Raw genomic sequence first — 23,712 nt, forward strand, 5'->3', positions numbered from 1 at the left:
TGGCGGCGTGCTAGTAGCGGTACTCCCCGACGGTCGGCTGCAGGACCTGCGAGCCGACGGCGGGCCGGCCGGTCCACCTCACCAGGTGGCCGACCTGCCCGCGACCATGGCTGCCCGGGAGGCCGCTGACCAGCCTCGCTGGGTCTGGTCGTCCACCGCCGACATCTATCCGGCCCTGCTGCGGGCCGGGGTGCGGGTGGCCCGCTGCCACGATCTGGAGCTCACCGAGGCTCTGTTGCTCGGGCACGCGGGGCGCTGGGGCGAGCCACGGGGGGTCGCCGCGGTGCTCGCACGATCACGCGGCCTCCCGGCGCCACCCGATCCGCCACGTCACGGCGCCGAGCCGCCGGGCTTCGCCCAGGCAGCCCTCTTCGAAGCCGCCTCGGCGCCGGCCATGGAGATCCAAGACCTCCTTTTTGGGTACGCGTCACAGCAGCAACGCATCGCCGAGACCGAGCACCCCGGCCGCTTCCGGATGCTTGTCGCCGCCGAGTCGGCAGGCGCGCTGGTGGCCGCCGAGATGGGGCATGCCGGCCTGCCGTGGCGCGCCGACATCCACGACGAGCTGCTGCGTGAGCTGCTCGGGGCGCCGCAACCGGTCGGCCCGCCCCGCCGTCTCGCCGAGCTGACCGCGGACATCAACGCGGCGTTCGGCGTGCGCGGGCTGCACCCTGACTCGCCGGCCGAGGTGCTACGCGCGTTTGCCCGGGCCGGCATCCAGGTGCCCAACACGCGAGCCTGGGTGCTGCGCGAGGTGGACCACCCGGCGGTCGCCCCGCTGCTGGAATACAAGGAGCTCTACCGGATCTGGACGGCACACGGCTGGTCCTGGTGCGACGCCTGGGTGCGCGACGGCCGCTTCCGCCCTGAATACGTTCCCGGAGGCGTCGTCTCCGGCCGCTGGGCGGCCCGGGGCGGCGGCGCGCTGCAGGTCCCCAAGGTGGTCCGCCGCGGCGTGGTGGCCGATCCCGGCTGGCAGTTCGTGGTCGCCGACGCCGGCCAGCTGGAGCCCCGGGTGATGGCCGCGGTCTCCGGCGACGAGCGACTGGCCCAGGCGGCGGCCGCCGGCGACCTCTACGCCGCCCTGGCGGCCGACTCGTTCGGCGGCGACCGGGCCAAGGCGAAAATCGCGTTGCTCGGCGCGATGTACGGCCAGACCGGCGGCGACGCCATCCCGGCGCTCGCGGTGCTGCGCCGGCACTACCCGGTGGCCTTCGACTACGTGGAGGCAGCAGCGCGCACCGGGGAGACCGGCGGCCTGGTCCGGTCCTGGCTGGGCCGGACGTGCCCACCGGCGTTCGCCTCCCGGGACGCCGGCCTCGACCCGCCCGACGAGGCCGCGGTGCCACCGGGCCGGGCCCGGGGCCGATTCACCCGAAACTTCGTGATTCAGGCCACGGCGGCCGAGTGGGCACTCGTCCTGCTGGCGCTGCTGCGCACCGAGCTGGAGGGCACACCCGCCGAGCTCGTCCTTTTCGTGCACGACGAGGTCGTTGTGCACTGCCCGTCCGACCAGGCCCAGGACGTCGTGCGGGCGGTCCACGAGTGCGCGGCGCGGGCCGGCCGGATGCTGTTCGGGGACACCACGGTGCGTTTCCCCCTCGACGTCTCAGTGGTTGGTGCCTACGCCGATGCCAAGTGAAGAAGTGGGTATCGTTGACGGTCCGGCCGAGAGGCGCTGCAGCGGGCCCACCCGTCACGCTCGACCGGTGAAAACCGACAAGGGCGCCTCCGAACTACTCGGAGGTGTGTCGTGACTCAGAACGTCACCAAGCTGCGCGAACTACTCGCCGAGCGGATTCTGGTGCTGGACGGCGCATGGGGCACGATGCTCCAGGGCGCCAAGCTCACTCCGGCCGATTACCGCAACGAGCTGATCCCGGCCGACCACCCGAAAGACGTCACCGGCGACCCCGATCTGCTGATCCTGACCCGGCCGGACGTGATCCTCGACGTCCACCGGCAATACCTGGCGGCCGGCGCCGACATCACCACGACCAATACGTTCACCGCGACCAGCATCGCCCAGGCCGATTACGGTCTGGAGCACCTGGTCCGCGAGATGAACGTGCAGGGCGCCAAGCTGGCCCGGCAGGCCGCTGACGAGGCCTTCGAGCGTGACGGCCGGCCCCGGTTCGTCGCCGGCTCGATCGGCCCGCTCAACGTGACACTCTCGCTGTCGCCCCGCGTCGACGAGCCGGCGTACCGTGCTGTCACCTTCGACCAGGTCAAGGCCACCTACGAGGAGCAGATCTCGGCTCTCGTCGAGGGCGGCGTCGACCTGCTGCTCATCGAGACGATCTTCGACACGCTGAACGCGAAGGCCGCCGTCGCGGCTGCCCGGGAAGTCGCTCCGGAGATTCCGCTCTGGATCTCGGTGACGATCGTTGACCTTTCCGGGCGTACCCTCTCGGGCCAGACCGTCGAGGCCTTCTGGCGTTCGATCGAGCGGGCGAAACCGCTTGTCGTCGGTGTCAACTGCGCGCTCGGCGCAGCCGAGGCGCGCCCGCACGTGGCCGAGCTGGCCCGGCTCTCCGACGTCTACGTCGCCTCACATCCGAACGCGGGCCTGCCCAACGCCTTCGGCGGTTACGACGAGACCCCCGCGCAGACCTCCGCGCTGATCGCCGAGTTCGCCGAGGCCGGCCTGGTCAACATCGTCGGTGGCTGTTGCGGCACCACCCCGGCGCACATCGGCGCGATCGCCCAGGCCGTGCAGGGCACGCCGCCGCGGGTGATCGACCCGCCCGCGCCGACCACCCGGTTCAGTGGCCTGGAGCCGTTCGCGATCGGGCCGGACACCGGTTTCGTCATGATCGGCGAGCGGACCAACGTGACCGGCTCGGCCAAGTTCCGCCGGCTCATCGAGGCCGACAACTACCAGGCCGCCGTCGACGTGGCTCTGGAGCAGGTTCGCGGCGGCGCCAACCTGCTCGACGTCAACATGGACGCCGACCTGCTCGACAGCGAGCAGGCGATGACCACGTTCCTCAACCTGATCGCGACCGAGCCCGAGGTGGCCCGGATCCCGATCATGATCGACAGTTCGAAATGGAGCGTCCTCGAAGCCGGCCTCAAGTGCGTCCAGGGCAAGGGCGTGGTCAACTCGATCAGCCTGAAAGAGGGTCCGGAACCCTTTTTGGAGCACGCCCGGCGGATTCGTGACTTCGGCGCCGGCGTCGTCGTCATGGCCTTCGACGAGCAGGGCCAGGCGGACACCGCCGATCGCAAGGTCGCCATCTGCGGGCGGGCGTACGACCTGCTGGTCGAGGACGGCTTCGACCCGAACGACATCATCTTCGACCCCAACGTGCTCGCCGTCGCCACCGGCATCGCCGAGCACAACGGGTACGCGAAAGCGTTCATCGACGCCCTCCCGCGGATCAAGGAGCGCTGCCCGGGCGCCCGGACCAGCGGCGGCATCTCCAACCTGTCGTTCGCGTTCCGCGGCAACGACGTGGTCCGCGAGGCCATGCACTCGGCGTTCCTGTTCTACGCCGTGAAAGCCGGCCTGGACATGGGCATCGTCAACGCCGGCCAGCTCGCCGTCTACCAGGACATCCCGGCCGACCTGCTGGAACTCGTCGAGGACGTCCTCTTCGACCGCCGGGAGGACGCCACCGACCGGCTGGTCACGTTCGCCTCCACGGTCACCGGGACCGGCGCCAAGCGCGAGGTGGACCTCTCCTGGCGGGACGCCCCGGTCGGCGAGCGGCTCACCCACGCGCTGGTGCACGGCATCGTCGACTTCATCGAGGCGGACACCGAGGAGGCCCGGCAGCAGCTGCCCCGGCCGCTCGAAGTGATCGAGGGACCGCTGATGGACGGCATGAAGGTCGTCGGCGACCTCTTCGGCGCCGGCAAGATGTTCCTGCCCCAGGTGGTCAAGAGCGCCCGCGTGATGAAGCGTTCGGTCGCCTACCTCGAGCCGTACATGGAGGCCGAGAAAGAGCAGGCCCGCCTCGAAGGCCGCGTCCAGGCGGACCGCGGCCAGGGCAAGGTCGTGCTCGCCACGGTGAAGGGCGACGTGCACGACATCGGCAAGAACATCGTCGGCGTCGTGCTGGGCTGCAACAACTACGACGTCATCGACCTCGGCGTGATGGTGCCGGCCTCGAAGATCCTGGAGACCGCGCTCGCCGAGGGTGCCGACGTGATCGGCCTGTCCGGGCTGATCACCCCGTCGCTCGACGAGATGGTCGCGGTCGGCGCCGAGATGCAGCGCCGGGGGATGAGCCTGCCCCTGCTCATCGGCGGTGCGACCACGTCCAAGCAGCACACCGCGGTGCGGATCGCGCCGGCCTACGAGGGCTCCACGATCCATGTGCTGGACGCGTCCCGGGTCGTCGGCGTCGTCTCCAACCTGCTCGACCCGATCCGGGCCAAGACTCTCGACGAGGACAACCGGATCGAGCAGGAACGCCTCCGCATCCAGCACGAGCAGCGCCATTCGCAGCCGCTGCTCACCCTCGCCGAGGCGAGGGCGAACAGCGAGTCGGCCGACTTCAGAGAGCTGCCCACTCCCGCTTTCACCGGGGTACGCGAGGTCGCGCCGACAATCGCCGAACTGCGCCAGATGATCGACTGGCAGTTCCTGTTCCTGGCGTGGGAGCTGAAAGGCAAGTACCCGGCGATCCTTGACCAGCCGGTGGCCCGCGAGCTGTTCGACGATGCCAACACGCTGCTCGACCAGATCATCGCGGACGGCTCGTTCCAGGCCCGCGGCCGGTACGGCTTCTGGCCGGCCCACGCCGACGGCGACGACATCAAGCTGGACAACGGTTTCTCGTTCCCGATGCTGCGCCAGCAGACCGAAAAACCGGCCGGCCGCGCCAACCGCTGCCTGGCCGACTACATCGGGCCGGCCGGCTCGGGCGACCACCTCGGCGGCTTCGCGGTGGCGATCCACGGCGCCGACAAGCTCGCCAAGAAATACGAGGACCAGCAGGACGACTACCGCGCCATCATGGTCAAGGCGCTGGCCGACCGCCTGGCCGAGGCGTTCGCCGAGTACCTGCACCTCAAGGCCCGCCGCGACTGGTTCGAGCCGGACGCCAAGCCGCTCCTCGCCGACCTGCACGCCGAGCGTTTCCGCGGCATCCGCCCGGCCCTCGGCTACCCGGCCTGCCCGGACCACAGCGAGAAGAAGGAACTCTTCAAGCTCCTCGGCACCGACGCGATCGGCGTCCACCTCACCGAGTCGTTCGCGATGACCCCGGCCGCCGCGGTCAGCGGCCTGATCTTCGCCAGCCCGGACGCCAAGTACTTCACGGTCGGCCGCCTGGGCAAGGACCAGATCGAAGACTACGCGCTCCGTCGCGGCCTCCCGGTCGCCGAGGTGGAGCGCTGGCTCCGCCCCAACCTGGCCTATTCGAACGACTGACGCGCGGTGGTGGCGGACCTGCGACGCAGGTCCGCCACGTCAGGGTTGGTCTCCAGCAGCACGGTGAGCGGCACCACCGGCAGCTGATAACCGGTGACGGTGACAGTGAGGACGACCGGAAGCCGCGGCACGATCGAGATGCGCATCTCGATCAGCCCTCCCGCGAGCCAGCGCCGGGGCGCAGGATGATCGAGCCACGGGTTCTGGCCGACGTACTGGTGCAACCGATCGTCCCAGCGCGGCATCAAGATGGTCTCGAAAGCCCGCGAGGCACAATCGCTGTCACCCTCGGCGATCAGCAGATCGAGACGCCGAGGCCGAGCCGGCACACCCTGCGCCAACGCACTGAGTCGCCCCGCCACCGCGTGCGGCACCCCGTCAAGCCGCTTCCAGATTATGCCGGCACTCCGAACGAAGGCCTCCAGCTCAGCAGCCGCCTCAGCCCCGGTGAGAATGTCCCTGAGCCGAGGATCAGGCCGAGCCTCTGTCTCGGCGACAAGCCGGCTGCCCAGAACAGCGAACAGCGCCTCGACCCGCCCCAGCCGCAGATCCGTCACCCCGCGCTCCACCCGGGAAATCCACTGCTGACTGGTCCCGGCCGCGGCCGCGAGCTCCGCCTGACTCCACCGAGCGTCAAGCCGAGCAGCCTGCAGCAGCATCCCCACCCGCCGAGCCAACGCCTCACCCACAACCGACCCACCTCACCACCATCACCCGGCCCTTCGCCCTCGCCCTCGCCCTCGCCCGATCGTGCCGCTGCACCGCCCCCGCCTGCCGACTCTTTTGCCGGCCTGTGGATAACCGCGCCGTCCGCGCGTCCGCGCCGCCGTTCGCGCGTCCGCGCCGCCGTTCGCGCGTCCGCGCCGCCGTTCGTGCGTCCGCGCCGCCGTTCGTGCGTCCGCGCCGCCGTTTGTGCGTCCGCGCCGCCGTTTGTGCGTCCGCGCCGCCGTTCGTGCGTCCGCGCCGCCGTTCGTGCGTCCGCGCCGCCGTTTGTGCGTCCGCGCCGCCGTTTGTGCGTCCGCGCCGCCGTTCGTGCGTCCGCGCCGGCTATAACTCAAAAAGGCCTTACACCCACTGCGGGTGTGGTCACATCCGCGGTGGGTGTAGGGCCGAAAAGGAGTTAGGTCCGCGGCCCGGCGAGGGCCGCGAGTTCGCGCGGGCGGCGAGGCCAAGAGCGGTGGCCGATCAGCCCGGGCGGCGAGGCCAAGAGCGGCGGCCGATCAGCGCGGGCGGCGAGGTGGCGGTGTCAGCGGCTGGCCCAGACGTCCAGGTTGAGGCGTTCCAGGACGCCGGGGACGAACAGGCCGGCTATCGAGAGCAGAGAGATCACGGTGAAGGCGGTGCGGAGGACGATTACCTCCACCTTGCCGCCCACCCTGACCGCCATGCTGTTCGGGATGCCGACCATGCGCCACATCCGCCGGTTGATCGGAATCGGCCAGAGAATGGGTACGCCGTTCTTGGTGATCATGTCGCCGAGGATGTGGACGACGCAGCCTATGGCCACGGCCAGACCCAGGAGCGGATAGCCGCGGTCGCCCGGGAGGTTCGCGGCCGTGAACCAGGCGATGAACGCCGAGGCGAGGGTGACGATCACCCAGCCGGCGCGTTCGGCCCACTCGTCGAAGAGGCCGCGCAGCGCCAGACCTGCCATGAAGAAGACGATGCCGACCACCGCCCATTTTCCGTACGCGGTAGCCAGGGCCGTGGTGCCCCAGCCGATCAGCGCGCAGAACGGCAGGGTGTGGGTGAACGTGCGGTGCCCGTTGTCGCGGCGTGGGTCGCGGCTCAGTTTCGTCGCCGTGTAGACGCCGAGCGAGAATTTTTCGACCACCTCGGCGACGAACAGCGACGCGACGCCGAACGTGCGTGCGACCGTGGCGCCGCCCTGGTTCCGGGTGACCTTTCCGGACATGTCCAGGTCGGGCAGGAGTGCGCCGCCGGCGCAGACCGCCGTTCCGACCGCGACCTCGAGCGGTGACTGGCTGACGCCGGCGAACTGGGCGAGCGCCCAGCTACCCGCCAGCCAGGCGGCCGCGCCCGAAAGCGCGTGCGACGGTCCCATCATGTGTTTCGTCCCTCCCCGAACAAACTCGGCCACTCTGGCAGAGGGAGGGACGAAGATCAACGACCGTCGCGGCCACGTCGGGGTGGTGCCGGACACCCGACAACGGGTGGTCAGTGGACGCGGCCGTGCGCGTAGCTGTAGCGGAATTGATAGCGGCCATAACGGGCGTGCCGGACCAAGCCCATGACCAGGAACGCGATCGGAATGACTGGCCAGAAGAACTGCGCTCCGGAGAGCAGCCACAGTCCGGTCAGGACACCACCGATGATGAGGATGAAACTGGCGTGCCGCTGCAGCGATCGGCGTGTCGCGGCCCGCGCCTGCGGTGTGCGGGCCAGAGCGGCGCGGCCACCGTCGGGGAGATCTGAGGTGAGCGGCGCGAGCTCGTCGCGATAAATCGCCGCGTACGCCTTGGCGAGCCGTTCCTCCCCCTCGTTGAGATCGATCCGTCCCTCGGCCATCGAGGCACGCAGGATCTCGGCGACCTGTTCGCGTTCGGTGTCGGAGGTGCGGAGCCGGGTCCCGGGTTGCATGGGGTCTCCTCCTTGTCGGCCCGCCAGGCGGGTCGTTGTGATGGATTCAGCCTCCTCGCAACGGGGTTCCGGCGCGTCGGCCCGCGGGAGCATCCCGAGGGAGTGCCCGGGGTCTCCCGGCGTACGCGGCATACGCCCGGGGGAGTACGCGGGCCGACCCAGGTAGTAGGCCCGCGGGCCGACGCGCCGGCAGTGCCGATTGCCGTAGGTTCGCTGCATGAGGCATCCGGGCAGCCCGCGGCGATTCGCCGCCGATCGTGCTCCCCGGTCGCCCTGGGCGCGTCAGTCGTGGGCCGGCTACCCGGAGGACGGCTGGCCGCGGCCCCGGCCGCCGTGGGCGCGGCGCATGCACCGGCACTGGCCTCCCGGCGCCGTGATCGGCGCGGTGCTGTTCCACGTGCTCGGTGCCCGCGACTACACCGTTCACCTCGACTCCGCTCACGTCAGCAGCGGCGCGCTCGTCTACGGTCTGCTGCTCGTCGGCCCGCTCGCACTGTTCTGGCGGTGGCGCGCACCGGCCCGGGTCTTCGCCGTGGCGGCGGCCGGGTCGGTCGCCTTCGCCACGATCGCGTCACCCCACTGGACGTACGCGGTGGCCCCCCTCATCGCCCTGTTCAGCCTCTCCTTCGCCGGCCGGCACCGGACTGCGTTCGTCGCGGCGGGGCTGGCCGGGGCGGCGTACCTGGTGGTCACGCTCGTGCTGATGGGTCCGCTGGGCCTGCCCGGCACCCCACCGGGCCTGCGGGAGTCGCTGCTGCTCGTCGGTGGGCTCGGCGGGTCGGTGGTGGTCGGCGCGGTCGCGAAGTCGTACTCCGAACAGGTCGCCGCGATCGCGAAGGTCCGGCTGGAGCAGGCCCGGGCGCGAGAGGAACAGGAGCGCCGCCAGGCCTCCGAGGAACGGCTCCGGATCGCCCGGGAGCTGCACGACGTGCTCGGCCACCACCTCTCGCTGATCAACGTGCAGGCCGGCGTCGGGCTGCACCTGATGGACAGCCGCCCCGAGCAGGCCCGCGAGGCGCTGTCGGCGATCAAGACGGCGAGTTCGGAGGCGTTGCGTGAGGTGCGTTCGGTGCTCGGGGCGCTGCGCACCGACGGCGAGGCCGCGCCCCGGCAGCCGGTGCTCGGCCTGGCCCGGCTGGAAGACCTGACCGCCGACGCGGGGTTCCCGGTGCGGACCGTGATCCGCGGCGAACCCCGCGACCTGCCGGCCGAGGTGGACCGCGCGGCCTACCGGATCGTGCAGGAGGCACTGACCAACGTGCGCCGCCACGCTGCCGCCGGCCCGTCACCGGACGCCGAGGTGGCGGTGAGCTACCTGCCGTCCGCCCTGCACTTCTCCATCCGCAACAGCGGCCCACCGATTGACCCGCCCCCGGTCAACCCGGCAGAACGCGACAACCCGGCAGAACGCGACAACCCGGCAGAGCGGGCCGAGGCGGAGGAGCGGGGCAGCGGTATCGCTGGGATGCGGGCACGAGTGGAAAGCCTGGGTGGCCGCTTCGAGGCAGGCCGGCCTGCGGCGGGCGGTTTCCTGGTGTCAGTCGTGCTCCCGACGGGAGAGTCATGAGGGCGGGATGGGCATGATCTCGGTGGTTCTGGCGGACGATCAGGCACTGGTCCGGGCGGGCTTCCGGGCGCTGCTCGACGCGGAGCCGGACATCACGGTGGTGGGCGAGGCCGCCGACGGGCTGCAGGCTGTGAGCCTGGCTCGGGAGACCCGGGCGGACGTCGTGCTGATGGACATCCGGATGCCCGGCGTCGACGGCCTCGAGGCGACCCGCCGGATAGCCGCCGATCCGGAGCTGGCCGGCACCAAGGTGGTCATCCTGACCACGTTCGAGCTGGATGAGTACGTGTTCGAGGCGCTGCGGACCGGCGCTTCCGGGTTTCTGGTGAAAGACACCGAGCCGGTCGAGCTGCTGCGGGCCGTGCGTGTCGTCGCGGCCGGTGAGGCGCTGCTGTCGCCGAGCGTGACCCGGCGGGTGATCGGCGAGTTCGCGGCCGGCCCGGCCGTCCGTGGCCGGGCACCGGAGCCGTCCCGGCAGCTGGAGCAGCTGACCGATCGTGAACGGGAGGTGATGGTTCTGGTCGCCGAAGGCCTGTCGAACGACGAGATCGCCGGCCGCCTGATCATCAGCCCGGCCACGGCGAAAACACACGTGAGCCGGACGATGATCAAGTTGAGCGCCCGCGACCGGACCCAGCTGGTGGTGCTGGCTTACGAAGCCGGCCTGATCAGACCAGGCTGGCTCAGCAGCTGACCACGCTTCACCAGCCGGGGATGATGCCCTCGCCCGGTGCCGCGAACCAGGCGGGTGCCTGCTCGGGCAGGGCCGTCTGGATGCGGTGGTGTGCGTACGGGTTGAGCTCGGGCAGCGCGTCCAACGAGAACCAGCCGACCTGCAACGACTCCGAGTCGTTCACCCGGGCCTCGCCGCTCACGGCGCGGCAGCGGAACCAGGAGTTGACCATCTGGCACTGGTCGCCGTTGGTGTAGGTGACGTCGTGCAGGGCGATTCCGGCCAGGCGTTCGATTTTCACCTGGACGGCGGTCTCCTCCTCGACCTCGCGGATCACCGCGTCGGCCGGCTGTTCGCCGGGGTCCATGATGCCGGCGATCAGGGTCCACCGGGCGTTGTCGCTGCGCTGGTGCAGCAGGACCTCGCCGAGATCGTTGAAGACGACCGCGGTCACCGTCGGGAACATGATCAGGCCGGTGCCGACCTTGGCGCGCAGGTCGACCACGTAATCAGATGCAGGCACGACGCCGACCCTAGTCGGCGGGAGCGGGCATGCGATAAACCCCCGATCCGAACCACACTTGACACATCTACGTGACAGTCTCAGTGTGATCGACTTCGGACGAAGAGTTATTGGAGGGCGTAAGTGTCGGAGCGGGACCGGCTGGCTCAGGCGGACTCCGGTGAGCAGCCGTGGCGCGCATGGGGTCCCTACCTGGCCGAGCGTGCCTGGGGCACGGTTCGTGAGGATTACAGCGAACACGGCACAGCCTGGGATTACTTCCCGCACGATCACGCGCGCTCCCGTGCGTACCGATGGAACGAGGACGGCATGGCCGGCCTCTGCGACGACCGGCAGACGTTCGCCTTCGCGCTCGCGCTGTGGAACGGCGAGGACGCGATCCTCAAGGAACGGATGTTCGGCCTCGGCGGCGACGGCGGCAACCACGGCGAGGACGCCAAGGACTACTGGTGGTACCAGGACTCGACGCCCACCCACTCGTGGATGCGCTGGCGGTACCACTATCCGCAGGAGGAGTTCCCGTACGACCAGCTGGTCCGGGTCAACGGCCAGCGCTCCCGCAACGAGGGCGAGTACGAGCTGGTCGACACCGGCATCTTCGACCAGGACCGCTTCTGGGCGGTGACCGTCGACTACGCGAAGGCGTCGCCGACCGACGTCTGCATCGCGATCACCGTCTCCAATCGGGGCCCCGATCCGGCGACCCTGCACGTGCTGCCCAGCCTCTGGTTCCGCAACACCTGGTCGTGGGGCCTGCCGAACCGGACCGCGCCGACCATGGCGGGTACGCCGGGGCGGCTGGCCGGGACTCATCGATCGATCGGCCACATCACGCTCGACGGCGTCGACGAGGCGCCGGCGCTGATGTGCGACAACGAGACGAACTCGCAGCGGCTGTGGGGGCTGCCGGGGCGGTCGGCGTACCCGAAGGATGGGATCAACGATTTTCTGATCCACGACATGCCGACGGTGAATCCGCTCGGCACCGGAACTAAAGGCGCGCTTCACTACGAAATTTCCCTTAATTCGGGAGAAAGCCGGACAATTCGCCTGCGGCTCACGCAGAGCGACCGTCCGCTCGAAGCCGCCGACCTCGACGCCGGCTGGGACGACGTGATGCGTGCCCGCAAGGACGAGGCCGACCGGTTCTTCGACTCGGTGATCCCGGAAGCCGCCTCGGCCGAGGAGAAGCAGGTGGCCCGGCAGGCCATCGCCGGGCTGATGTGGGGCAAGCAGTTCTACCACTTCGACGTGAAGCAGTGGCTTGTCGGCGACCCGGCCAACTCGCCACCACCACCGGGCCGGCGCTACGGGCGCAACAACGGCTGGTGGCACATGAACAGCTTCGACGTGATCAGCATGCCGGACCCGTGGGAGTACCCCTGGTATGCCGCCTGGGACCTGGCCTTCCACTGCGTCAGCATCGCCCGTGTCGACCCCGGTTTCGCCAAGTCCCAGCTCCTGCTGCTGCTCCGCGAGTGGTACCTGCACCCCAACGGCCAGATTCCGGCGTACGAATGGTCGTTCGCTGACGTGAACCCGCCGGTGCACGCCTGGGCCGCGCTGCGCGTGTTCGAGATCGACGGCTCCCGGGACCACGACTTCCTGTCCCGGATCATGCATAAGCTGCTGCTCAACTTCACCTGGTGGGTCAACCGCAAGGACGTCGGCGGCAACAACGTCTTCGAGGGCGGCTTCCTCGGCCTGGACAACGTCGGCCCGTTCGACAGGTCGGCCGCGCTGCCCGTAGCCGGGGTGCTCGAACAGTCCGACGGCACGGGCTGGATGGCGATGTACGCACTCAACCTGCTCGACATGGCGATCATCCTGGCGCTGCACGATCGGGCGTACGAGGACATGGCCACGAAGTTCTTCGAGCACTTCACGTACATCGCCGAGGCCGCGTACCGGCAGGGGCTCTGGGACGACGAGGACAGCTTCTTCTACGACGTGCTGCGGCTGCCCGACGGGAACAAGGTGCCGTTGAAGGCCCGCTCGATCGTCGGCCTGCTGCCGCTCGCCGCCACCACCCGGCTCACCTCGGACACGCTGAACCGGCTGCCGTCGCTGAACTCGCGGGTGCGCTGGATGCTGCACACCCAGCGTGACTACGGCGACGTGATCAGCGCGCGGCGGCTCGGTGGCGCCGACCGGCGGCAGCAGCGGCTGCTCAGCATGGTCGGACAGGACCAGCTCCTACGAATATTGGCGAGGCTGCTCGACCCGGAGGAGTTCCTGTCGCCGTACGGTCTGCGTACCCTGTCCCGCTCTCACCTGGAGAAACCGTTCACGGTCTCGCTCGGCGGGTCGGATTTCACCGTCGGGTACGAGCCGGCCGAGAGCACGAGCGGGTTGTTCGGCGGCAACTCGAACTGGCGCGGGCCGGTCTGGATGCCGGTGAACTATCTGCTGGTGGAGGCGTTGCGGGAGTTCGCGTCGTTCTACGGCGAGGACCTGAAGGCGGAGTACCCGACCGGATCGCAGACGAAGATGCCGCTCGGCGAGATCGCCGACGACATGTCGCGGCGGTTGATCGCGTTGTTCCTGCCCGGCGCTGACGGGCGACGGCCGATCTACGGCGCGACCGACCTCTTCCAGACCCATCCGGACTGGAAGGATCTCATCGTCTTCCCCGAGTATTTCCACGGTGACAACGGCGCCGGCCTGGGAGCATGGCACCAGACCGGGTGGACCGCGCTCGTGATCGACCTCATTTTCGAATTGCACTCGAAACCCGTGCAACCTTAGAACCGGCTGCGACCGTTCCACCTCCGTCGAAGGAGGTAGCCGATCTTGAACGCCGAGGAAGAGGAAGGTTTTCGCCAGTTCGTAGCGGCCCAGCTGGGCCCGCTCCGGAAGCTGGCGTACCTCACCTGCGGTAACTGGCACACGGCTGAGGATGCCGTTGCCACCGCCCTGGCCAAGCTTTATCCGCGCTGGCGCAAGCTCGACCGGCCCGACCTGTACGCCAAGACCATGGTGTACCGGGCAGCGGTGGACGAGACCCGCCGGCCGTGGCGCCGGGAACGCTCCGCCGGGGACGCCATGCCGGATGTCGCCCTGCGCGACGACCCGGCCGCCGCCACTGACGAGCGGCTCCGGGTTCAGGTCGCGCTGCGCGCAGTGCCACGCAAGCAGCGTGCCGCGCTGATCCTCCGCTACTACCTCGGGCTCAGCCTGGAGGAAACCGCGGGAGTTCTGGGTGTCTCCGTCGGCACCGCCAAGAGCCAGACGTCGCGCGGGCTCAGCCGCCTGCGCGAAATTCTGGTAGCCGAAAAGATCGACCTACAGGTCGCGGAAATCGAGGAGTTGTCCCGTGCGGTTGCATGAGGTGGTGGATCTGGCGACGTCGGACGCGCCGCCGGACTCGAACACGGTTGATGAGATCGTCGGACGCGGCCGGCGGGTTCAGCGCCGTCGCCGCGCGGCTTTCGCCGGCGCGGGCGCGGCCCTCGCGGTGGTTGCGGTGACTGCGGCGGTCTCCGTTCCTTCGATCTTCGGGGGTACGGGACAGAGCACGGTGACGCCGCCCGCGGCCGCTCCCGGCAAGGTTGCCGCCGCCCCGGCCAACTGGGCCTTCCCGGAGGACCCGTTCACGTTCACTTTCGACGCGTTCGACGCCGGTCGCTGGCACGTTCAGGCGCCGATCGTCACGTCTACGGCGTACCAGATCGCTTCGGTTTATCTGGACGGCCGTGAGTCGAATGACAAGGCGGCGACCGATGAAGAGGTCGCCGCGATGAACGACAAGCTGGAGAAGCGCAAGAATGGCGAAGCCATTCCGGAGACTCCGTCGATCTACGCGTACCTGGTGCTCTACCGGCCCGGTGCGTTCGACCCGGCGAAGCTGGCCGGTGCCACGTCGCTCACGGTCGACGGCAAGAAGGCGTTCCAGACCGGCGGCGACGGCAACGGCGCGATGTTCCGCCGCGCCCTGGCCTGGGAGTACGCGCCGGACGCGTACGCCGTCCTGGAGAGCCACTCCAACGAGGAGATCGACCCGTCCGCCGACGAGATGCAGAAGATCGTCGCCGGTCTGAAGCCGTCCTCGTCGCCGGCCAAGGCGAAGCTGCCGTTCGAGCTGGACTACGTGCCGGCCGGATATCAGCCCGTCGAGACCGGTACAAACGCGATGTCCGGTCTCAACGGCATCGCGTCGGCACGGGACGGCAACTACGGTGGCGCGATCTTCTCGAAGACGCCGCCGGCCACGACCGGCCTCGTCGAGCCGTTCGGCGGCGCGGACGGCGAGGACCTGCCGGGCAGCTTCCAGATCTTCGTGGTGCCGCAGGCCAACTCGAACCAGACCACCGGCAACACGACGATCAAGTGCGGCAACGGTTTCTGCACGCACCGCAGCCCCGACGGCAAGACCAGCATTCAGGTCGCCAGCGGCGGACGCCTGTCCGACGCTGAGATGACCAAGGTGCTCAAGGGTCTGAAGCTGGCCGACGTCAAGAAGCCGTCGACCTGGTTCGACGCTTCGGACGCCCTCAAGTAAAAAGATCTGCTGAGTAACGGCCGGGCTTTCGCCCGGCCGTTACTTTTGGTGCAATGGCGGGCATGACGGAGATCAATGCCGACGCCCACATCCGCCTGGCGCGGCCGGTTCGGGACCTGGCCGCGGCCGAGCGTTTCTACGCCGGAGGGCTGGGGCTGGACGTGCTCTACCGGGGTTTCGCCAACGGACCCGGGGAGCACGACATCCTGATGGTCGGGCTGGCCGGGGCGGCGTGGCATCTGGAGCTGGTGCGTGCTCCGGTTCTTGACATCTCCGGGCACGATCTGCTGGTGATCTACCTGGGTGCCGTGCCGGTGCCCGATGCTCTTGTCGAGCGGATCGTCGCGGCGGGCGGAAACCGGGTGTCCGCCGGACCGTACTGGGACCGCTGGGGCGTGACGTTCGCCGACCCGGATGGTCATCGGGTGGTGCTTTCCACACGGAATTGGGCGAACACGCCTGCGGTGGCGTGCCCGCCCAAGGCCTAGTCGGCTCAGTTGGCCCGGCTCACGATTTCCTCGGCCACGTGGCGTAGCTGCTCGTGGTCGGGGTTGAATCCGGCGGCGATGTCCGGGTGCAACCCCGCCTTCGCCTGCTCGAGCAGCATCGTGGTGACCTGCTCGACGCTCTGCCCGTCGTACTGATGGGTGATCTTGGTAGTGGCGGCCTGAAGGGCCGAGCTGAGCTGGTCCTCGAGCGGACCGCGCAGCTTCTGCTCCACCGGGTTGAGCGAATACGGATCAAGAGTGACGTGCGGCTCAGCCAAGGCCCTCTCCTCGCCAGATCATGCTTCTCAGGTCTCGCTGCTGCTGTTGCTTCAGAGATGTCGCTGCGTCTGTTGCTTCAGAGATGGCGCTGCCTGTTGCTTCAAAAAATGTCGCTGCGCCGACCGTGTTCCCGCAGGCCCACGCCCGCAAACCAAGTCGAGGTCAGCCCCGCTCGCATGTCACCTCGAAGAATGAGGGCCGCCGGTTGCTGGTGTTACCGCCCCGCGGTTGGTCGTTGTGGTTCACGCGGCTGGTCGTTGTGGTTCATGCGGCTCGTGTTCTGGTTCATGCGGCTCGTCGCTCTGTTCGGGGGCCGCTCCAGCCGGCGGCTAGCAGGGCCGCCCGCACGTCGGCGGCCACCTCCTCGGGCCGGTGCCGGACCGCCCACCCGGGAAAACGCAACAGTCGCACCCCACTGATCGCGATCTCGTTCCCGGACCGCATGTCGGCATACCAGCCGCGTACCTCCATGTGCTGCGATCCGTCGATCTCCACCTGCACATCCCACGGTTCGAAGAACACATCCCGGTACCGCCGCCGCCCAGCACGATCCCGCCGTACTGCCTGCCGCGAGGGCTCAGGCAACCCGGCCCGCCGGCAGAGCCGCAGAAAATCCACCTCATAACCCGACTCCGACCCGCCACCCGCATCGACGAGAGCAGCAGCGATCACCGTCCGCCGCCGCAACCGCCGCCTGTTCTCAAGGACAGCCCACACCTCGTCCGCAGCGACAATCCGCTGCTGCAAAGCCGCCGCGATGATCGAAATAGCCACGGTGTCAGTGAGGGCCCACTGCCCAGCATCGACAAGAGATCGCCCAGGAATGGTGCATGGGACGGGCGCCGTGCGGCAGTAGTCGGCCGGGGTGAGGTACCGGCTGCTATGGACGATGACGTTCCACGGGGGATCCTTGTCGGTCATGTGTGCGGGAAGGATCGTGTGAATCGCCGCGACGTCGTCCGGCGCCCCCGGAAGCCGGAGGCCGAGCACACGCAGCGCGGTCACGCCGGAGAGAAGCGCGGGGCGACCGTTGCCCACGGCGAGACTCGCGATCCACCACTGCTGGATTTCGGTCACCGGTCCCGTATGAGTCAGGTAGACGCCGAGGTGCATCCGTTTCCATCGGCCCGATCCGACGCGGTGCCAGATGGCGCTCCCGGTGAGGTGGGCGCGGGCCTGCCGCCATGAGATCACACCGTGCTGGCGCTTGAGGATCGCTTCCAGGGGAACACCGTGGGCTGCTGTCATCGTGCCAGCATCCCGGTGCCGCAGCGCTCGCGGTAACCCCTGTGGACAGCGGCGCCCGAGCCGGGCGGAGCGCCTGTGGACAACGCCTGCAGGGTTGCGGGAGCAGCAGCGTAGTTGGAGGCACACCGAACGGGCGGACTGCGTGGACGAGGCCGCACAACAGTGCCGATCAGGGTGGATGAGGGCTCACGTAAGCCCTGCGTGTGCCCTGGTCAGCGCTATAGCGGTGATGAAGTCGCACATAGCGGTTCGGTGTGCCCTGGACCAGGTAGATGGATCATCGCTGTCTCCAGCCGAGACAAAAGCCCACGGTGTGCCCGGCTGCAGGCAGAACAAGAGCACACGGTGGTCCTTGGTGTTGGCGGGATGGCGGCACACGGTGGGCTTGGCGTCAGCCGGGATGGCGGCACACGGTGGGCTTGGCGTCAGCCGGGATGGCGGCACACTGTGGGCTGTGGCGCCGGTTGGACGGCGGCACACGGTGGGCCGCCGTCAAGGCGTAGGCCGGTGGTCCACGGTGAGGCTCTCGATCACCGTGGACCACCGGTACCTCTTTCGCTACCCGCTCACGATCGGGCTAATCACGTCCGCCAGCAATGGCGGCAACAGTTCTCGCAACACGTCCACGCCGTCCCGGCTCAGCACCGACTCCGGGTGGAACTGCACGCCCGCGAACCCCGCCCCGCGCAGCCCGTGGACCAGCCCGTCCACCGGATCGCACGCCAGCTCCACATTCGCCGCCACCCCCGGCGACGCGACGGCGGCGAAGCTTGAATAGAAGCCGACCCGGCGGACCGTTCCGAACAGGTCGATGTCGCGGGCCAGTCCCTGATACGGCGAGTCGCGGCGAACCAGCGACAACCCCAGCTCCGAAGCCAGCACCTGCTGGCCGAGGCAGACCGCGAAAAACGGCCGTTCCGTATCGAGCAGTGTCCGGACCAGCGCGTGCAGCGTCGCCATCTTTGGGTCGGAGAGGTCACCGGGATCGCCAGGGCCAGGGCCGACCACGACGAGGTCGGCGGGCGGGACCGGGGCTGACCACGGCACCACCGAAACACTCAGGCCGAGCGCTTTCAGCTGATGGGCGAGCATCGCGGTGAACGTGTCCTCGCCGTCCACGATCACGGCGGTCCGCCCGGTCAGCTCCGGGACCTCCAGTGCGCCCGGTTCCCGGGAGTCGAGCCAGAATCGGGCCAATTCGTCGTTGCGGGCGGCCAACAATGCCTGGGTTTCCGGGGACTGTTCGGTTTCGCGTACTGACGAAGAAGCGGAAGTGAAGGCACCCAGAATGCCCGCCGCCTTGGTGTGGGTCTCGGCGATTTCGCCGGCCGGCGTCGAATGCCGGACCAGCGTGGCACCGACAGGAATGCGCAGCGTGCCGTCGGGGGAGATCTCGGCGGTGCGGATCAGAATGGGCGCGTCGAGTGTCTGCCGGCCCGCCGAATCGTGGTCGAGAAGGGCGACGACGCCGGCATAATACCGGCGGCCACGCTGTTCGTGGCGGGCGATCACCCGGCAGGCGTTCTCGATCGGGCTGCCGGTGACGGTCGGTGCGAACATTGTTTCGCGGAGCACGTCACGCACGTCGAGGGAGCCGCGTCCGGCGAGCAGATATTCGGTGTGGGTGAGGTGGGCCATCTCTTTCAGGAATGGTCCGGCGACCTGCCCGCCGTGTTCGGCGACGGTGGCCATCATCTTGAGTTCCTCGTCGAGGACCATATAAAGCTCCTCGATCTCTTTGGGGTCACGCAGGAAATCGAGGATGGACCCGGATCCGTTGCGGAACGTGCCACTGATTGGATTCATCATGGTGATTCCATCAGCGACGCTGACGTGGCGTTCCGGCGTGGCGCCGACGAGCGTGCGGTCGCCGGTGTGCACCAGGAATGTCCAGTAGGTGCCCTGCTCGTTCGCGAGCAAACGGCCGAAGACAGCCCGTGCCGCCTCGACCGGATCGCCGTCGACGGTGCCGTTCCACACGCGGTGAATGACGAAATTGGCACCCTCGCCGCGCCCGATCTCGTCGCGCAGAACGCGTTCCACGATCGTTCCGTATTCGTCGTCGCTGATGTCGAATCCGCCGTCCCGCACGGTCAGATCGCCGGGCGGAAAGGTATCGAGCGGCTGCCGTTCGATGCTGTCGACGAGGAGGCATTCCAGCGGGGTACCGTCATCGACGCAGTCGAAACCGCGCTCGGCGATCTGTCGATAGGGGATCACCGCGAGAACGGGCCGGCCCGGCTCCAGCGGAATATCGGCGAGCGTTTCCACCGTGACGACATCACCGGTGAGCACTTCGACGTGGTCGGCGCCGTCGCGGTGAAGCAGGGCGAATGGCATGAGATCCTCGTTCCTCGGCGGGGCCGCTCACCGAGGACGGGCCACAGCAGAACGGCCGCCTCGGAGAGGCGGCCGCGGTAGCTGATTCAGCTCGCGATAAAGGGGCCGCCGGTCAGGCGGGCCACCACATCATTTTCGCGAGCATGGCGGAAAGCTTAAGGCCCGCGCGTTCCGCGCGCCAGAGGGTACGCACAATCGACCCCCGTGGTCACCGCCAGCAGTCACCCGAACGCGCGTCGGATGGCATTGCGAGCCCACCTCATCCGGTTGATCGCGCAGTCCGGGTGCTCGCCGAACTCCTGGGCGACCCGCTCGGCGCACCCGGTCGCTCCGAGCCGGTCCACCGTGGCGGTCACCGCCTCGCGGATCAGCTCCGGCGTCGGCTCCTGCGAGCGCTGCACATCCGAGGCGAAGAGCGCTTCGGAACGTTCGTCGTCGAGCAGTGCGTTCATCGGGTCCTCCCAGCCATCCGGTGGCGCTGCGGTTCATCGGCCGCGGTGTTCGGCTGATCCAGCACACCGCCGGGAAGATGCAACCCCGGCTCCTCCAGGTTGCCGCTGAGTTGCGCCGGCGTCGTCCCCTGTTCGTGCCTGCCGCCGGTCGCAGTTCCGACCCCCAGCCAGGTTTAACGCGATAAAGTCCAATAAAAGGGTCGAGGGGGGAACTGCCGTGACGACGGTCCTGGTGGCCGACGATGATGCCGACATCCGCGATCTGGTGGCTTTCAAGCTGGAACAGGCCGGTCTGGAGGTCATTACCGTCGGGGACGGGCAGGCCGCCGTGGACACGGCGCGCGCGCATCATCCGACCCTTGCCGTGCTCGACGTCTCGATGCCAGGTCTTTCCGGCATCGACGTCTGCCGAATGCTGCGGGCTGACGCCAGCACCGCCGACATGCTGATCATCATGCTGACCGCACGCGTCCAGGAACAGGACGTCGAGGGCGGCTTCAGCGCAGGCGCCGACGATTACGTGACGAAGCCGTTCAGCCCCCGCGAGCTGGTCTCCCGCATCCAGGCCTTACTGAGCCGAACCCGCACATAGAACGAGCCCCGCCCCACCCGCGATCTCGGCAAGCCCGGCCCGAATGCAAGCCGCTCGGGCTTCGTCATTTGTGGAGCGGTAGCGGTTCCCCGGTGCCAGGGTGCCGGGGGGGTACCGGGGTACCGGGGTGCCGGGGGTACCGGGGGTACCGGGGGTACCGGGGGTGCCGGGGTGCCGGGGTGGCGTGGCGGTTTCTCGGTGCGAGGTTCCGCCCGGAGATCTTGTGCGGTTCGGCCCGCCGATCGACCACAAGTGCACGAGTTCGCGGGACGGCCATCCGTGGCATGTCGATCCGGTTGATTTGGAAGCGTTGTGGTGACGCTCTGCCACCACAACGGGGTGGACGCGCCGGACCGTGAAGACTCGTGGGTGTCCTATGCCCCACAGATCTCTAAGGTCCGCCCAGCGCGGTGCCTCACAGTTCCGCCGTGGTGAACACGGAGCTTCACCGTTTCGACGTGGTGAACGCGAGCCTTCACCGTTTCGACGTGGTGAACGCGGTGCTTCACCGATCTTGTGGACTTCGGCGAACCGTTTGCGCGTAACTCCGCAAGATCGGCCAAGCCTGTTCGATCTTGCGGAGTTACGCGAGCACGTCTACGGGGAACTCCACAAGATCCAAGCCAAGCGGAGCGGGGCGGGAAGCGCCGGGCGGGCGGGAAGCGCCGGGCGTGCGGCGCGCCGGGCGGGAAGCGCCGGGCGGGAAGCGCCGGGCGGGGCAGCGGCCCGCGTGCCGGGAGCCGCCAGCGGCGCGTGTTGTCAGCTGTTGGCTTCTTTGACCAGGTTGTCCAGCTGCTCGGCGTGGAGTGGGCTGCCCGGGAAAGCGGCCATCCGGCTCAGCGGCAGGCTTCCCAGCATCATCATCATGGCCGGGTCGGCGGCCATGGCGGCCATCGGGCTGTCCGCGTCGCCGGCGGCCTCGGCTGCCGCGGCGGCGAAAGCGGCGCCCAGCAGTTCGGCGCCGCGGGGGTCGGCGAACCACTCGCCGACGCTGGACTCGACGGTCAGCGGCACCCGGGCGTCGTCGGCGGTGACGTCGACACTCACCTCGGCGCGGATGTCACGGGACGAGGCCCCGATGGACACCTGGTAGGCGCCGCCCTCGACCACCCAGCGGCCCAGCCGGGTCTCCCAGTACGCCAGGTCGGCCCGGTCGATCGTGAGCACCACCTCGACCGTCGCCCCGGCCTCGATCTCGGCGCTGGCGAACGCCTTCAGCTCGCGCGGCGCCCGGCGTACCGAGGAGCCGGGGAGCGACACGTAGGCCTGCACGACCTCGCGCCCGCTGCGGCCGCCGGTGTTGGTGACCGGGATGCGGACCTCGATGCCGGTCGCGGTGGCGACAGCGCTCGGGGCGCCGTAGCTGAACGTGGTGTACGACAGGCCGAAGCCGAACGGGTACGCCACCTCCTGCGAGCGGGCGTCGAAACCGCGGTAGCCCACGTGGATGCCCTCGCCGTACCGTACGTGGCTGTTCTCGCCGGGGAAGTCCAGGTAGGAGGGGTGGTCGGCGAGCTTCAGCGGGATCGTCTCGGCGAGCCGGCCGGACGGGTTGACCCGGCCGAAGAGCACGTCGGCGATGGCGCTGCCGCCGGCCTGGCCGAGCAGCCAGCCCTCGACCAGGGCCGGGACCGTCTCGTCCCACGGCTTCGTCGCGATGACCGCGCCGTTGGAGAGCACCACGATCGTCCGGGGGTTGGCGGCGGCGACCCGCTCGATCAGCGCGAGCTGGGAGGCCGGAAGGTCGAGCGAGTCGCGGTCGGCGCCCTCGGTCTCGTGCACGCTGCCGACGAAGACGACCGCCACGTCGCTGGCCCGCGCGGCCGTGACGGCCTCGGCCAGCAGAGCCTCGTCCGCCTCGGTGCCCTCGACCGGGTAACCCGGTGCGAACGTGACACCCGCGCTTGTCGACGACTGGATCTGGGTGAGCGCGTCGTCGAGCTGGGTGGGCGTGATCTGCGAGCTGCCGCCGCCCTGGTAACGCGGGGTGCGGGCGAACTCGCCGAGCACCGCGATCGACACGCCGGAATCAGCGAGCGGGAGCAGGCCGCCCTCGTTCTTCAGCAGCACGATCGCGCGGCCGGCGATCTCCCGGGCGAGAGCATGGTGCGCGGCAGCGTCGTAACCTCCCGCCGGGCGCTGCCCGGCCTTCTCGACCAGCTTTCGTACGCGCTCAGCGGACACCCGCAGCAACGCCGGATCGAGCTGCCCCGCCTCGACGGCGCCGACGAGCGCGGCGTCCCCCTCGGCGTCCGGCCCCGGCATGGTCAGGTCGAGCCCGGCCGCGACGGCCTTGACCCGGTCGACCACGGCGCCCCAGTCGGAGACGACCAGGCCCTCGAAGCCCCACTCGTCGCGCAGCACCTCGGTGAGCAGCCAGTGGTGCTCGCTCGCGTAGACCCCGTTGATCTTGTTGTAGGCGCACATGACGGTCCACGGCTGAGCCTGGGTGACGACCCGGTGGAAGGCGCGAAGGTAGATCTCGCGCAGCGTGCGCTCGTCGACGTCGGCGCTGACCCGCATGCGGTCGGTCTCCTGGCTGTTCACCGCGAAGTGCTTGAGCGACGCGCCGACGCCCTTGCTCTGCAGGCCGCGCACCCACTCGGTGGCGAGGACGCCGGTGAGGATCGGGTCCTCGGAGAAGTATTCAAAATTACGCCCGCCGAGCGGGCTGCGCTTGATGTTGACACCGGGGCCGAGCAGCACCGCCACGTCCTGTGCGCGGCACTCGTCGCCGAGCGCCTCGCCCATCCGGCGCAGCAGGCTGGGATCCCAGGTGGAGGCACTCGCGACAGCGGGCGGGAAGCAGGTGGCCGGGACGCCGGCGAGCAGGTCACCGCCGGAGGCCTGCATGCGCACACCGTGCGGGCCGTCGGTCACGGTGACCGCGGGCAGCCCGGCGGACTCGACCGCGCTGGTGTGCCAGAAGTCGCTGCCGCTGGTGATCGCCGCCTGGTCGGCGGTGCTGAGCTCGGAAGTCATGAGATCGAGGCTCCTAGAGGAGGCGGTACTTGAGAAGGTCTTACTGAGTACCTACTAGGTATTAATTAACTGGAAACATAGCC

The 23,712-nt window shown here is 69.1% G+C and carries 18 protein-coding genes; 9 read left to right on the plus strand and 9 right to left on the minus strand.

What is annotated here, in order from left to right; genetic code table 11:
- Positions 1 to 7 precede the first annotated feature (7 nt).
- Entirely contained in the window at positions 8 to 1,642 is a 1,635-nt protein-coding gene (locus ACQP2E_RS08850; RefSeq protein ID WP_433829684.1) for a bifunctional 3'-5' exonuclease/DNA polymerase, read from the plus strand.
- A 111-nt stretch (positions 1,643 to 1,753) separates the two neighbouring features.
- Positions 1,754 to 5,383 (plus strand): methionine synthase, encoded by a 3,630-nt coding sequence (gene metH / locus ACQP2E_RS08855; protein ID WP_433829686.1) that lies wholly within the window; start codon positions 1,754 to 1,756, stop codon positions 5,381 to 5,383.
- On the opposite strand, the gene ACQP2E_RS08860 is transcribed toward metH, so the two are convergent.
- The 3 genes from ACQP2E_RS08860 to ACQP2E_RS08870 all read right to left on the minus strand — a co-directional run bounded on the left by ACQP2E_RS08860 (position 5,368) and on the right by ACQP2E_RS08870 (position 7,984).
- Positions 5,368 to 6,072: a helix-turn-helix domain-containing protein gene (locus ACQP2E_RS08860; RefSeq protein ID WP_433829688.1), complete on the minus strand. Its 705-nt coding sequence runs from the start codon at positions 6,070 to 6,072 to the stop codon at positions 5,368 to 5,370. The two genes, metH and ACQP2E_RS08860, sit on opposite strands and share 16 nt — an antisense overlap.
- A gap of 557 nt (positions 6,073 to 6,629) precedes the next feature.
- A complete protein-coding gene (locus tag ACQP2E_RS08865) occupies positions 6,630 to 7,451 on the minus strand; it encodes a metal-dependent hydrolase (RefSeq protein ID WP_433829690.1) in 822 nt (273 codons plus the stop codon).
- A 110-nt stretch (positions 7,452 to 7,561) separates the two neighbouring features.
- A complete protein-coding gene (locus tag ACQP2E_RS08870; protein ID WP_433829692.1) occupies positions 7,562 to 7,984 on the minus strand; it encodes a DUF1707 domain-containing protein in 423 nt (140 codons plus the stop codon).
- A gap of 217 nt (positions 7,985 to 8,201) precedes the next feature.
- On the opposite strand from ACQP2E_RS08870, the gene ACQP2E_RS08875 reads away from it, so the two are divergent.
- Positions 8,202 to 9,551 (plus strand): sensor histidine kinase, encoded by a 1,350-nt coding sequence (locus ACQP2E_RS08875; protein ID WP_433829694.1) that lies wholly within the window; start codon positions 8,202 to 8,204, stop codon positions 9,549 to 9,551.
- Positions 9,552 to 9,564: 13 nt separating this feature from the next.
- Positions 9,565 to 10,245 (plus strand): response regulator, encoded by a 681-nt coding sequence (locus tag ACQP2E_RS08880; protein ID WP_433829696.1) that lies wholly within the window; start codon positions 9,565 to 9,567, stop codon positions 10,243 to 10,245.
- 7 nt (positions 10,246 to 10,252) lie between these two features.
- Here ACQP2E_RS08880 and ACQP2E_RS08885 read toward each other — a convergent pair whose 3' ends face one another.
- Entirely contained in the window at positions 10,253 to 10,747 is a 495-nt protein-coding gene (locus tag ACQP2E_RS08885) for an NUDIX hydrolase (protein WP_433829698.1), read from the minus strand.
- A 123-nt stretch (positions 10,748 to 10,870) separates the two neighbouring features.
- On the opposite strand from ACQP2E_RS08885, the gene ACQP2E_RS08890 reads away from it, so the two are divergent.
- From ACQP2E_RS08890 to ACQP2E_RS08905, 4 genes are all read left to right on the plus strand, one after another.
- Positions 10,871 to 13,495, plus strand: coding sequence for an MGH1-like glycoside hydrolase domain-containing protein (locus ACQP2E_RS08890; protein WP_433829700.1), 2,625 nt, complete (start codon positions 10,871 to 10,873; stop codon positions 13,493 to 13,495).
- Positions 13,496 to 13,540: 45 nt separating this feature from the next.
- Positions 13,541 to 14,077: a SigE family RNA polymerase sigma factor gene (locus tag ACQP2E_RS08895; RefSeq protein ID WP_111650084.1), complete on the plus strand. Its 537-nt coding sequence runs from the start codon at positions 13,541 to 13,543 to the stop codon at positions 14,075 to 14,077.
- Positions 14,064 to 15,248 carry a hypothetical protein gene (locus ACQP2E_RS08900; RefSeq protein WP_433829702.1) on the plus strand — a complete coding sequence of 395 codons (1,185 nt, stop codon included), beginning with the start codon at positions 14,064 to 14,066 and terminating at the stop codon, positions 15,246 to 15,248. The genes ACQP2E_RS08895 and ACQP2E_RS08900 overlap by 14 nt, the downstream gene beginning before the upstream one ends.
- Before the next feature lie 62 nt (positions 15,249 to 15,310).
- A complete protein-coding gene (locus tag ACQP2E_RS08905) occupies positions 15,311 to 15,736 on the plus strand; it encodes a VOC family protein (RefSeq protein ID WP_433829704.1) in 426 nt (141 codons plus the stop codon).
- Between the two features lie 5 nt (positions 15,737 to 15,741).
- On the opposite strand, the gene ACQP2E_RS08910 is transcribed toward ACQP2E_RS08905, so the two are convergent.
- The 4 genes from ACQP2E_RS08910 to ACQP2E_RS08925 all read right to left on the minus strand — a co-directional run bounded on the left by ACQP2E_RS08910 (position 15,742) and on the right by ACQP2E_RS08925 (position 20,055).
- The gene (locus ACQP2E_RS08910) at positions 15,742 to 16,014 is read right to left on the minus strand and encodes a hypothetical protein (RefSeq protein ID WP_111650081.1); all 273 of its coding nucleotides are present in this window, start codon (positions 16,012 to 16,014) and stop codon (positions 15,742 to 15,744) included.
- 286 nt (positions 16,015 to 16,300) lie between these two features.
- Positions 16,301 to 17,263 (minus strand): DUF559 domain-containing protein, encoded by a 963-nt coding sequence (locus ACQP2E_RS08915; protein WP_433829707.1) that lies wholly within the window; start codon positions 17,261 to 17,263, stop codon positions 16,301 to 16,303.
- A gap of 558 nt (positions 17,264 to 17,821) precedes the next feature.
- Positions 17,822 to 19,603, minus strand: coding sequence for an anthranilate synthase family protein (locus ACQP2E_RS08920; protein ID WP_433829709.1), 1,782 nt, complete (start codon positions 19,601 to 19,603; stop codon positions 17,822 to 17,824).
- A gap of 221 nt (positions 19,604 to 19,824) precedes the next feature.
- On the minus strand, positions 19,825 to 20,055 hold the full coding sequence (locus ACQP2E_RS08925; protein ID WP_433829711.1) for a hypothetical protein: 231 nt from the start codon (positions 20,053 to 20,055) through the stop codon (positions 19,825 to 19,827).
- A gap of 217 nt (positions 20,056 to 20,272) precedes the next feature.
- Between ACQP2E_RS08925 and ACQP2E_RS08930 the strand changes: the two genes are divergently transcribed.
- On the plus strand, positions 20,273 to 20,647 hold the full coding sequence (locus ACQP2E_RS08930) for a response regulator transcription factor (protein ID WP_433829715.1): 375 nt from the start codon (positions 20,273 to 20,275) through the stop codon (positions 20,645 to 20,647).
- A gap of 759 nt (positions 20,648 to 21,406) precedes the next feature.
- On the opposite strand, the gene ACQP2E_RS08935 is transcribed toward ACQP2E_RS08930, so the two are convergent.
- Positions 21,407 to 23,629: a glycoside hydrolase family 3 C-terminal domain-containing protein gene (locus ACQP2E_RS08935; protein ID WP_433829716.1), complete on the minus strand. Its 2,223-nt coding sequence runs from the start codon at positions 23,627 to 23,629 to the stop codon at positions 21,407 to 21,409.
- Between the last annotated feature and the right edge of the window lie 83 nt (positions 23,630 to 23,712).

The organism is Actinoplanes sp. CA-015351 (genome assembly GCF_050955685.1).
Taxonomy (GTDB): Bacteria; Actinomycetota; Actinomycetes; order Mycobacteriales; family Micromonosporaceae; genus Actinoplanes.

Coding starts and splice junctions, on each gene's coding strand:
- ACQP2E_RS08925 (WP_433829711.1), bottom strand. CDS start 20,055: ATGAACGCACTGCTCGACGACGAACGTTCCGAAGCGCTCTTCGCCTCG.
- ACQP2E_RS08935 (WP_433829716.1), bottom strand. CDS start 23,629: ATGACTTCCGAGCTCAGCACCGCCGACCAGGCGGCGATCACCAGCGGC.
- ACQP2E_RS08870 (WP_433829692.1), bottom strand. CDS start 7,984: ATGCAACCCGGGACCCGGCTCCGCACCTCCGACACCGAACGCGAACAG.
- ACQP2E_RS08905 (WP_433829704.1), top strand. CDS start 15,311: ATGACGGAGATCAATGCCGACGCCCACATCCGCCTGGCGCGGCCGGTT.
- ACQP2E_RS08915 (WP_433829707.1), bottom strand. CDS start 17,263: ATGACAGCAGCCCACGGTGTTCCCCTGGAAGCGATCCTCAAGCGCCAG.
- ACQP2E_RS08875 (WP_433829694.1), top strand. CDS start 8,202: ATGAGGCATCCGGGCAGCCCGCGGCGATTCGCCGCCGATCGTGCTCCC.
- ACQP2E_RS08880 (WP_433829696.1), top strand. CDS start 9,565: ATGATCTCGGTGGTTCTGGCGGACGATCAGGCACTGGTCCGGGCGGGC.
- ACQP2E_RS08865 (WP_433829690.1), bottom strand. CDS start 7,451: ATGATGGGACCGTCGCACGCGCTTTCGGGCGCGGCCGCCTGGCTGGCG.
- ACQP2E_RS08920 (WP_433829709.1), bottom strand. CDS start 19,603: ATGCCATTCGCCCTGCTTCACCGCGACGGCGCCGACCACGTCGAAGTG.